Genomic DNA, 9,744 nt, shown 5'->3' with positions numbered 1-9,744 from the left:
GCGTGGCGGGGACGTTCTTCAGCGCGCTGGCGGACGTGGATTGCAGCATCGCGGCCATCGCGCAGGGGTCGAGCGAGCGGAGCATCTCCGCGGTGATTTCGCGCGAGGACGGGCCGCGTGCAATGGCACACGTGCACCGCAAGGCCTTTGGCACCACGGAGGTGGTGGAGCTGCTGGTGGCGGGCGTGGGCACGGTGGGCGGGGAGCTGTTGCGACAGATTCATCAGCAGGCGCCGAAGCTGCGGGCGCATGGGTTGGATTTGCGGGTGTGTGCCATTGCCAACAGCAGACACAGCCTGGTGGCGCCGGAGGGCGTGGCGCTGGACGGATGGAAGGCGCGGCTGGAGGCGAGCGAGTCTGGTTTCACGCTGGACACGTTCCGAGCGTGGGCGAAGGCGCGGCGTCCGGGCCGGCCCATCTTCGTGGACTGCACGAGCAGCGAGGACGTGGCGCTGGGGTATCCGGCGTTGATGGCGTCCGGGCTGCATGTGGTGACGGCGAACAAGAAAGCCAATGCGGGGCGGCAGGAGCACTGGAAGGCGCTGCGGGAGACGGCGGTGCGGCACCAGCGGAGGTTCCTCTACGAGACGAACGTGGGGGCGGGGCTGCCGGTCATCGACACGTTGAAGAACATGCTGCGCACAGGAGACACGGTGCACCGGGTGGAGGGCATCCTGTCCGGTTCGCTGTCGTTCATCCTGGGGCTGACGGAGGCCGGGGTGCCGCTGTCGAAGGCGGTGGGCACGGCGATGGAGAAGGGCTTCACGGAGCCGGATCCGCGCGACGACCTGGAGGGCACGGACGTGGCGCGCAAGGTGCTCATCCTCGCGCGAGAGCTGGGGCGGTCGCTGGAGCTGGAGGAGGTGGCGCTGGCGTCGCTGTTGCCGGAGGAGTTCGACGCGAAGGGGCCGCTGCCGGAGTTCCTGGCGCGGCTGCCGCAGGCGGACGAGATCTTCCAGCGGAGGGTGGACGCGCACCGGAAGGAAGGGAAGGTGCTGCGCTACGTGGGCAGCGTGGGACCGGAGGGCGTGCGCGTGGGCCTGGTACCGGTGCCGCTGGAGCATCCGCTGGCGGCGGTGAAGGGCGGAGAGAACGCGCTGAGCTTCTTGTCGGAGCGGTACAGCCCCACGCCGCTGGTGATTCGAGGGTATGGCGCGGGCGCGGCGGTGACGGCGGCGGGGGTGCTCGCGGATGTGTTGCGATTGGTGGAGGGGCCGTTGCCCTGAGCGTGGGTGTTGTGGCTTGCGGCGTGCGCGTCCAGCACGCCGCTTCTGTTTCACTCCCGGATGTCTTCGGCGGCTCGTGTGACCAGGATTTCCTGGAGCATCCCAGGAAGGCGGACGAGGCCGTGGTGCGTGAAGACGCAGTGGCCCGCGTTGGGGGTATAGCCCTCGGCGGTGATTCGTCCGTCTTCGACGGTGAAGTAGCCGATGATGTCCTCTGGGGGCACACGCTCCCCACCCGGAGGCAGCCGTTGATCCGAGATGTAGAGCCACCCCTTGCCGATGCGTTGTGCCTCGGCCTGGGCGGCTGGATCGGCTGGAGCGCACTCGCGGACGACCTGGTGGAGAAGTGCCACGAAGGCTGGGTTCACCTCGAAGCCATCGGGCCCTCCGTGAGGGTCATGCAGCGTTCCCGCGATCGCGTGTAGGGGGAGTCCTCCAGCCAGGAATCGCTCTGGCGGCAGCACGGAGATGACCCTCGAAGTCACCCGCTGCTCCTTGCTCTTCTTCCCGAATAGCGACTTCCAGAAGCCCATGGGCTGACGCTACCACTGTGGCGGGGACGCACGGGTCTATGACTAGGCTTTTCCGTCATGAGGAAAAGCCTGACGTTCTGTGCGCTGATGCTGTGGATGGCGGCGTGCGCGTCCAGCACGCCGCTCCAGCAGCGGTGGGACGAAGCTGAGACGGAGTGCGGTGACGCGAGCGCGGACGCCTGTGTGACCCTGGTCTGTGGTGACACGGCCTGCGGCTTCTTCCGGTGCGAGGATGTGCCCGGGGAGGTGGTGCTGGCGCGTGGACTGCCACCTCGGCCTCCACCCGTGGCCGTGGCTCCCGCGCCGGGAAGCGGGCCCCGGCGCAACTGGGGCGGCAGCATGGGGCTGCCGGGTGATCCGGAACCGGTGATGGTGTTCCCCTGGTACGGGACCCCGAAGCCCGTGCCTCCTCAGCGGCAGCTACCGGCGGGCAAGTTCGAGAAGCACCACATCTTCCCGCAGGCGCGGGACCTTGCGGAGTGGTTCAAGAGAAAGGAGATCGATATCCACCAGTACACGATCCCCATTCCCGTCCACGTTCACCGGCGTATTCACAGCAATGGGCCCAGCGGAGGCATGTGGAATCAGGCTTGGCGTGAGTTCAAGGACGCAAACGAACTCGCTCCCCCTCAAGAAATCTTCAAACATGCGGGCGAGCTCATCTATCGCTTCAAACTCCTGGGTGGTCCCATCCAGCAGTACAACTGAGCGCTCTCCATCCGAGGCCTGCCGGTCCATGCCCCCCTTCTTCTGGTTGCGCGACGACGAAGCCGCCACCTCCCGTTACAGCGGGGACTTTGATGCCGCGCACAAGTGGGGACTCCCAGGCATCAAGAATTGCCCGGGGTGCGGCCTGACATGGGGTGGATCAGGGCGTCAATACCCCGCCGTGGACCTTTCGCTCATCCCCGAGCATCGGGAATTCGAGGAGGCCCGAGCCGAGCCGTTTCATGAGTTCGTCCGTCTCCAGGAAATGGTGCGCCCACTGGTGCCACCGGATGCATCGCTTCCTCCCGGCACAAGCTTCGGTCCGCTCACGGGCACTGCGTCCGGTCAGTTCGGGCCGTTCACCTGGCAGGGGACCTCGCTGATGCTCATCCGCCGCGACGCACTCGACGGCCTCCAGGCCGCCGGCGTTCGTGGGCTGCTGGGCTGCAAGACGGAGCTGCGGTTCCGGCAGAAGACGCCTCCGGACATTCTCGAGCTCCAGATCGAACCACACGGTCTCCTGCACCGCGACTGCCTTCCTCCCGACCTGGCGTCGCCCTGTCCCACCTGCGGACGACAGGGCTTCCGTCGTCCGGACGATCCCATCCTCGACGGTGCTTCGCTGCCCACGGACAGGGACCTGTTCCGCTTGGACAACTTCAGCACCATGATCATCGGCACGGACCGCTTCAAGGACGCGGTGGAGCAGGGCGGTTGGACCGGCATCTCCTTCCGCGAGCTCCCGGTCCGTTCCTGAAGTCCTACGCTGTCCGTCGTGAAGACAACCGCTGGGGAAAACGCTCCTCGATCCCGGGAAGGAACAGGGACCGCCCGGCACGTGAGGCTTCCACAGCCTGACGAAAGTGGAGGTCGCCGTGCTGGCCGAAGAGACAGTCCTCCACGAGGACGGAGCCCTCGACGAAGATCCGGGCTCCGTTGCCGGATGACAGCGTTCGGGCATGAAGGTCTCCGCGGATGATGACAAGCCCGGGAAGGGAGTCGAGGGTCGTTGCGTTGCCCAGGTCTTCAAGCCTGACGTTGGTCACAGGAACGCCGGATATGAGTAGGTTTTGCCGCCATGCGAAAGATTCTGACGTTGGCGGCCCTGACGCTGTGGATGGCGGCGTGCGCGTCCAGCACGCCGCTCCAGCAGCGGTGGGATGAAGCTGAAGCGGAGTGCGCTGACGCGAGCAGCGACGCCTGTGTGACCCTGGTCTGTGGGGACACGGAGTGCGGCTTCTTCCGGTGCGAGGACGTGCCGGGGGAGGTGGTGTTGGCGCGGGGTCTGCCACCCCGGCCGCCACCTGTGGCCGTGGCTCCCGCGCCGGGAAGCGGGCCCCGGCGCAACTGGGGCGGCAGCATGGGGCTGCCGGGTGATCCGGAACCCGTGATGGTGTTCCCCTGGTACGGCAACCCCAAGCCCGTGCCTCCTCAGCGGCGATTGCCGGCGGGCAAGTTCGAGAAGCACCACATCTTCCCGCAGGCGCGGGACCTTGCTGAGTGGTTCAAGGAAAGGGGCGTCGACATCCACCAGTACACGATCCCCATCCCCGTACACGTCCACCGGCGCATCCACAGCAATGGGCCCAAGGGAGGCATGTGGAACGAGGCCTGGCGTGACTTCAAAGAAGAGAATCGAGGCGCTTCACCACCGGAAATCTTCCGGCATGCCGGAGAGCTCATCTATCGCTTCCAGCTTCTGGGCGGTCCCATTCAGCAGTACAACTGATCTTCAAACGAATCCCACAGCACATGTCCCTCTTCTACTGGATGCGCAACGACAAGGTGGCGGCAGCACGCTATAGCGCGGACTTCGACGCAGGACATAAGTGGGGACTGCCGGGTCTCAAGAACTGCCCGGGGTGTGGCGCTACCTGGTCTGAGGCGGGACACGAGTATCCGGCCGTGGATCTCTCGCTCATCCCCGAGCATGCGGAATTCGAAGAGCATCGACCTGAACCCCTTCACGAGTTCCTGCGTCTTCAGGCCCTGGTGCGGCCACTGGCCCCGCCCCATGCCGAGCTCCCTCCCGGAACGAAATTCGGTCCACTCGAAGGCCGCGCCTTCGGTCAGTTCGGTCCCTTCACGTGGTTGGGGAATTCGCTGATGCTCATCCGCCGCGACGCACTCGACGGCCTCCAGGCTGCGGGCGTTCGTGGGCTGCTGGGCTGCAAGACGGAGCTGCGGTTCCGGCAGAAGACGCCTCCGGACATTCTCGAACTCCAGATCGAACCACACGGTCTCCTGCACCGCGACTGCCTTCCTCCCGACCTGGCGCCACCCTGTCCCACCTGCGGACGACAGGCCTTCCGCCGTCCGGACGATCCCATCCTCGACGGTGCTTCGCTGCCCACGGACAGGGACCTGTTCCGCGTCGGCAACTTCAGCACCATGATCATCGGCACGGACCGCTTCAAGGACGCGGTGGAGCAGGGCGATTGGACCGGCATCTCCTTCCGTGAGCTGCCCGTGCGTTCCTGAAGTCCTACGCTGTCCGTCGTGAAGGCAGTCTCTGGGCGAAGCGCTCCTCGACCCCGGGAAGGAACAGCGACTGACCGGCACGTGCGGCTTCCACGGCCTGACGGAAGTGGAGGTCGCCGTGCTGGCCGAAGAGACAGTCCTCCACGAGGACGGAGCCCTCGACGAAGATCCGGGCTCCGTTGCCGGATGACAGCGTTCGGGCATGAAGGTCTCCGCGGATGATGACAAGCCCGGGAAGGGAGTCGAGGGTCGTTGCGTTGCCCAGGTCTTCAAGCCTGACGTTGGTCACAGGAACGCCGGATATGAGTAGGTTTTGCCGCCATGCGAAAGATTCTGACGTTGGCGGCCCTGACGTTGTGGATGGCGGCGTGCGCGTCCAGCACGCCGCTCCAGCAGCGGTGGGATGAAGCTGAAGCGGAGTGCGCTGACGCGAGCAGCGACGCCTGTGTGACCCTGGTCTGTGGGGACACGGCGTGCGGCTTCTTCCGGTGCGAGGACGTGCCGGAGGAGGTGGTGTTGGTGCGGGGACTGCCGCCCAGGCCGCCACCTGTGGCCGTGGCTCCCGCGCCGGGAAGTGGGCCCCGGCGTAACTGGGGCGGCAGCATGGGGCTGCCGGGCGACCCGGAACCCGTGATGGTGTTCCCCTGGTACGGGACCCCCAAGCTCGTGCCTCCTCAGCGGCAGCTGCCTGCGGGCAAGTTCGAGAAGCACCACATCTTCCCGCAGGCCCCGGACCTTGCTGCGTGGTTCAAGCTCAAGGGGATCGACATCCACCAGTACACGATCCCCATCCCCGTGCATGTCCACCGGCGTATCCACAGCGATGCTCCCAAGGGGGGCTTGTGGAACAAGGCTTGGCGTGAGTTCCGGAATACGAACGGAGGCGCTCCCGCAGAGGAAATCTTCAAGCATGCCGGGGAGCTGATCTACCGATTCCAACTGCTGGGTGGTCCCATCCAGCAGTACAACTGAGCCTTCACCCATCCGAGGCTTGACGGTCCATGCCCCCCTTCTTCTGGCTCCGTGACGACGAAGCAGCCACATCCCGTTACAGCGGAGACTTCGATGCCACGCACAAATGGTTCCTGCCCGGCATCAAGGATTGTCCTGGATGCGGCGTGACCTCGGCTGGATGGGGACGTCAGTACCCCGCCGTGGACCTTTCACTCATCCCTGAGCATCGGGAATTCGAGGAGCCCCGAGCCGAGCCGTTCCACGAGTTCGTCCGTCTCCGGGAGCTGGTGCGCCCGCTGGTGCCACCCAATACATCGCTTCCTCCCGGAACAAGCTTCGGTCCGCTCACGGGCACTGCGTCCGGTCAGTTCGGGCCGTTCACCTGGCAGGGAACCTCGTTGATGATCATCCGCCGCGACGCACTCGACAGTCTCCAGGCCGCCGGCGTTCGTGGGCTGCTGGGCTGCAAGACGGAGCTGCGGTTCCGGCAGAAGACGCCTCCGGACATTCTCGAACTCCAGATCGAACCACACGGCCTCCTGCACCGCGACTGCCTTCCTCCGGGCCTGGCGCCGCCCTGTCCCACCTGCGGACATCAGTACTTTCGTCGTCCGGACGATCCCATCCTCGACGGTGCTTCGCTGCCCACGGACAGAGACCTGTTCCGCTTGGACAACTTCAGCACCATGATCATCGGCACGGACCGCTTCAAGGACGCGGTGGAGCAGGGCGGTTGGACCGGCATCTCCTTCCGTGAGCTCCCGGTCCGTTCCTGAAGTCCTACGCTGTCCGTCGTGAAGACAACCGCTGGGGAAAACGCTCCTCGATCCCGGGAAGGAACAGGGACCGCCCGGCACGTGAGGCTTCCACAGCCTGACGAAAGTGGAGGTCGCCGTGCTGGCCGAAGAGACAGTCCTCCACGAGGACGGAGCCCTCGACGAAGATCCGGGCTCCGTTGCCGGATGACAGCGTTCGGGCATGAAGGTCTCCGCGGATGATGACAAGCCCGGGAAGGGAGTCGAGGGTCGTTGCGTTGCCCAGGTCTTCAAGCCTGACGTTGGTCACAGGAACGCCGGATATGAGTAGGTTTTGCCGCCATGCGAAAGATTCTGACGTTGGCGGCCCTGACGCTGTGGATGGCGGCGTGCGCGTCCAGCACGCCGCTCCAGCAGCGGTGGGATGAAGCTGAAGCGGAGTGCGCTGACGCGAGCAGCGACGCCTGTGTGACCCTGGTCTGTGGGGACACGGAGTGCGGCTTCTTCCGGTGCGAGGACGTGCCGGGGGAGGTGGTGTTGGCGCGGGGTCTGCCACCCCGGCCGCCACCTGTGGCCGTGGCTCCCGCGCCGGGAAGCGGGCCCCGGCGCAACTGGGGCGGCAGCATGGGGCTGCCGGGTGATCCGGAACCCGTGATGGTGTTCCCCTGGTACGGCAACCCCAAGCCCGTGCCTCCTCAGCGGCGATTGCCGGCGGGCAAGTTCGAGAAGCACCACATCTTCCCGCAGGCGCGGGACCTTGCCGCGTGGTTCAAGGAGCGAGGCGTCGATATCCATCAGTACACGATCCCCATTCTCGTGCACGTCCACCGGCGCATCCACAGCAATGGGCCCAACGGGGGCATGTGGAATGAGGCCTGGCGCGAGTTCAGCTTGGCGAACAGGTTCGCCAAGCCTCCAGAGATCTTCAAACACGCTGGGGAACTCATCTATCGGTTTCAGCTGTTGGGTGGTCCCATCCAGCGGTACAACTGACCTCCGGTGATTTGACTCCAGAGACCATGACCCGCTTCTTTGAGCTTCGTCGCGACAAAGCAATCTGGAACCCCTCCAGCGGGGACTTCGATGCCGCACCGAAGTGGGGCCTGCCTGGCATCAAGGAGTGCCCGGGATGTGGCGCCACCTGGTCCACCTGGGGAGACCATTACCCCGCAGTAGACCTGTCGGACCTTCCCGAGCGAGGCGAGTTCGAAGAACCCCGGCCTGAACCCTTCCACGAGTTCGCACGTCTCCGGGAGCTGGTGCGCCCGCTGGCCCCCCCCGGTTCCGAGCTTGCCCCCGGAACGAAGTTCGGCCCGCTGGTAGGCCGTGCATGGGGGCAGTTCGCTCCCTTCTCGGGTCTGGAAAGATGTTGGATCCTCGTGCGCCGTGACGCCTTCGACAGCCTCCAGGCAGCCGGCATCCGAGGCCTTCTCGGCTGCAAGACGGAGCTGCGGTTCCGTCAGAAAACACCTCCGGACATCCTCGAGCTCCAACTCGAACTGCGCGGCCGGATGCACCGCGACTGCCTTCCCCCGGACCTGGAACCGCCTTGTCCCACCTGTGGACGCGTGGGCCTTCGCCTCCCGGAGGACCTCCTCCTCGACGCGGCCTCCCTGCCCTCGGACATCGACCTCTTCCGCCTGGGCGACTACAGCACCGTCCTCATCGGCACGGACCGCTTCAAGGACGCGGTGGAGCAGGGCGGTTGGACCGGCATCTCCTTCCGGGAGCTCCCGGTCCGTTCCTGAGGGACCAGTCACTTGATGGTGCGGATCGCCTTGTCCGTGGCCTTCAGGTCGAACGCTTCAGGATCGAAGGAGCCGCCAACCCACTCCAGCAGTTCATCGTGATCTTCGTGCTCCGGATCTTGAAGCGCCTCGAGCAGGTCTTCATAGCCAGGGACACCGCCGCAGTCGTCGGGCGGAGCAGCACGTGCTCCGGCGGTGCATGTGGGGTAGCGCTTGCCGGCTTCAGGAGGCTGCACCTTCTTGACACGAATGCGGTGCACCCAGTCGTCACCGAAGTCGTAGATGTAGCCAAAGACGCTGCGAGCCCGAGGGCCGAGATCCGCGACGGTGTACTTGCGTTCATCCAACAGCGGTGGCCCGCCAAGACTGAAGTCGTCGGCATCCCCGTCGACCAGATCTCCATACTGCTGCCGTGAGCTGTCCTCGAACAGGTGCATGTGGCTGTTGGTCCAGCCGAAGGATGCTTGCAGGATGTCGTGCAACTTTGAGAGCGGAGTGTCACTTCGAACTTGAAGCTCTCGCCAGATTGCAGGCGCGATATCGACCAACTCGACGTGCAACACGTGGATCGATGGTGTGGCAGCCGTTTTCTTTCGAGTGGCCATGAGTGGAGTCCTCTTTTCCATCCCTGCCATCAACGAGAAATCCTTTGAGTGCGCGGGGAATTGAACGCGTTGAAAACGACACGGTCAATTAGGCTTTTCCGCCATGAGGAAAAGCCTGACGTTCCTGGCCCTGACGCTGTGGATGGCAGCGTGCGCGTCCAGCACGCCGCTCCAGCAGCGCTGGGATGAAGCTGAAGCGGAGTGCGCTGACGCGAGCAGCGACGCCTGTGTGACCCTGGTCTGTGGGGACACGGCCTGCGGCTTCTTCCGGTGCGAGGACGTACCTGAGGAGATAGTGCTGGCGCGGGGTCTGCCGCCCCGGCCTCCACCCGTGGCGGTGGCTCCTGCGCCGGGAAGCGGGCCCCGGCGCAACTGGGGCGGCAGCATGGGGCTTCCGGGCGATGCGGAACCCGTGATGGTGTTCCCCTGGCACGGGCTCCCCAAGCCCGTGCCTCCTCAGCGGCGATTGCCTGCGGGCAAGTTCGAGAAGCACCACATCTTCCCCCAAGCCCAGGACCTCGCCAGTTGGTTCAGTGAACGAGGCGTCGACATCCACCAGTACACGATCCCCATCCCCGTACACGTCCACCGGCGCATCCATAGCAACGTAACCGTCCGGCCAGTGACGTGCCGGGACGCTTGAAGACAGGCCCCGACCGTGCTCGGCGAGCGCCGCGAGGAGTGAGCTGTTCAGGGACTGGGCTGGAGGGGTGACTCGGGCGGGTCGGCGGTGC

General features: G+C 65.5%; 11 protein-coding genes and 1 pseudogene. 10 read left to right on the top strand and 2 right to left on the bottom strand.

Features of this window, described 5'->3' with window-relative positions; translation table 11 throughout:
* A pseudogene (locus D7Y15_RS40110) lies at positions 1-1,226 on the top strand (bifunctional aspartate kinase/homoserine dehydrogenase I); the annotation flags it as partial.
* Positions 1,227-1,276: 50 nt separating this feature from the next.
* On the opposite strand, the gene D7Y15_RS44455 reads toward D7Y15_RS40110, so the two are convergent.
* A complete protein-coding gene (locus D7Y15_RS44455; RefSeq protein ID WP_126935378.1) occupies positions 1,277-1,759 on the bottom strand; it encodes a hypothetical protein in 483 nt (160 codons plus the stop codon).
* A 57-nt stretch (positions 1,760-1,816) separates the two neighbouring features.
* On the opposite strand from D7Y15_RS44455, the gene D7Y15_RS40100 reads away from it, so the two are divergent.
* From D7Y15_RS40100 to D7Y15_RS40060, 8 genes are all read left to right on the top strand, one after another.
* Positions 1,817-2,467, top strand: coding sequence for a TIGR02269 family lipoprotein (locus D7Y15_RS40100; RefSeq protein ID WP_121755870.1), 651 nt, complete (start codon positions 1,817-1,819; stop codon positions 2,465-2,467).
* A 28-nt stretch (positions 2,468-2,495) separates the two neighbouring features.
* Positions 2,496-3,224 carry a double-CXXCG motif protein gene (locus tag D7Y15_RS40095; RefSeq protein ID WP_121755869.1) on the top strand — a complete coding sequence of 243 codons (729 nt, stop codon included), beginning with the start codon at positions 2,496-2,498 and terminating at the stop codon, positions 3,222-3,224.
* A gap of 321 nt (positions 3,225-3,545) precedes the next feature.
* The gene (locus D7Y15_RS40090) at positions 3,546-4,196 is read left to right on the top strand and encodes a TIGR02269 family lipoprotein (RefSeq protein ID WP_121755868.1); all 651 of its coding nucleotides are present in this window, start codon (positions 3,546-3,548) and stop codon (positions 4,194-4,196) included.
* A gap of 23 nt (positions 4,197-4,219) precedes the next feature.
* Entirely contained in the window at positions 4,220-4,948 is a 729-nt protein-coding gene (locus tag D7Y15_RS40085; protein WP_121755867.1) for a double-CXXCG motif protein, read from the top strand.
* 321 nt (positions 4,949-5,269) lie between these two features.
* Positions 5,270-5,920 (top strand): TIGR02269 family lipoprotein, encoded by a 651-nt coding sequence (locus D7Y15_RS40075; protein WP_121755865.1) that lies wholly within the window; start codon positions 5,270-5,272, stop codon positions 5,918-5,920.
* Between the two features lie 29 nt (positions 5,921-5,949).
* A complete protein-coding gene (locus D7Y15_RS40070) occupies positions 5,950-6,678 on the top strand; it encodes a double-CXXCG motif protein (protein WP_121755864.1) in 729 nt (242 codons plus the stop codon).
* Between the two features lie 321 nt (positions 6,679-6,999).
* Positions 7,000-7,650: a TIGR02269 family lipoprotein gene (locus D7Y15_RS40065; protein ID WP_121755863.1), complete on the top strand. Its 651-nt coding sequence runs from the start codon at positions 7,000-7,002 to the stop codon at positions 7,648-7,650.
* Between the two features lie 26 nt (positions 7,651-7,676).
* Positions 7,677-8,405 carry a double-CXXCG motif protein gene (locus D7Y15_RS40060; protein ID WP_121755862.1) on the top strand — a complete coding sequence of 243 codons (729 nt, stop codon included), beginning with the start codon at positions 7,677-7,679 and terminating at the stop codon, positions 8,403-8,405.
* Between the two features lie 8 nt (positions 8,406-8,413).
* Here D7Y15_RS40060 and D7Y15_RS40055 read toward each other — a convergent pair whose 3' ends face one another.
* Positions 8,414-9,010, bottom strand: a complete 597-nt coding sequence (locus D7Y15_RS40055; RefSeq protein WP_233605270.1) for a plasmid pRiA4b ORF-3 family protein — start codon at positions 9,008-9,010, stop codon at positions 8,414-8,416.
* Between the two features lie 103 nt (positions 9,011-9,113).
* On the opposite strand from D7Y15_RS40055, the gene D7Y15_RS40050 reads away from it, so the two are divergent.
* Positions 9,114-9,653 (top strand): TIGR02269 family lipoprotein, encoded by a 540-nt coding sequence (locus D7Y15_RS40050; protein ID WP_121755860.1) that lies wholly within the window; start codon positions 9,114-9,116, stop codon positions 9,651-9,653.
* The last annotated feature ends 91 nt before the right edge of the window (positions 9,654-9,744 follow it).

It is taken from the genome of Corallococcus sp. AB030, from assembly GCF_003668965.1.
GTDB classification, from domain to species: Bacteria; Myxococcota; Myxococcia; order Myxococcales; family Myxococcaceae; genus Corallococcus; species Corallococcus exiguus.
This window is presented reverse-complemented; position numbering and strand designations above follow the sequence as displayed.

What these genes read in the sequence shown, in the direction of transcription:
- D7Y15_RS44455 (WP_126935378.1), bottom strand. Translation starts at nt 1,759, where the DNA reads ATGGGCTTCTGGAAGTCGCTATTCGGGAAGAAGAGCAAGGAGCAGCGG.
- D7Y15_RS40100 (WP_121755870.1), top strand. Translation starts at nt 1,817, where the DNA reads ATGAGGAAAAGCCTGACGTTCTGTGCGCTGATGCTGTGGATGGCGGCG.
- D7Y15_RS40055 (WP_233605270.1), bottom strand. Translation starts at nt 9,010, where the DNA reads ATGGCCACTCGAAAGAAAACGGCTGCCACACCATCGATCCACGTGTTG.
- D7Y15_RS40075 (WP_121755865.1), top strand. Translation starts at nt 5,270, where the DNA reads ATGCGAAAGATTCTGACGTTGGCGGCCCTGACGTTGTGGATGGCGGCG.
- D7Y15_RS40060 (WP_121755862.1), top strand. Translation starts at nt 7,677, where the DNA reads ATGACCCGCTTCTTTGAGCTTCGTCGCGACAAAGCAATCTGGAACCCC.
- D7Y15_RS40065 (WP_121755863.1), top strand. Translation starts at nt 7,000, where the DNA reads ATGCGAAAGATTCTGACGTTGGCGGCCCTGACGCTGTGGATGGCGGCG.
- D7Y15_RS40090 (WP_121755868.1), top strand. Translation starts at nt 3,546, where the DNA reads ATGCGAAAGATTCTGACGTTGGCGGCCCTGACGCTGTGGATGGCGGCG.
- D7Y15_RS40095 (WP_121755869.1), top strand. Translation starts at nt 2,496, where the DNA reads ATGCCCCCCTTCTTCTGGTTGCGCGACGACGAAGCCGCCACCTCCCGT.
- D7Y15_RS40050 (WP_121755860.1), top strand. Translation starts at nt 9,114, where the DNA reads ATGAGGAAAAGCCTGACGTTCCTGGCCCTGACGCTGTGGATGGCAGCG.
- D7Y15_RS40085 (WP_121755867.1), top strand. Translation starts at nt 4,220, where the DNA reads ATGTCCCTCTTCTACTGGATGCGCAACGACAAGGTGGCGGCAGCACGC.
- D7Y15_RS40070 (WP_121755864.1), top strand. Translation starts at nt 5,950, where the DNA reads ATGCCCCCCTTCTTCTGGCTCCGTGACGACGAAGCAGCCACATCCCGT.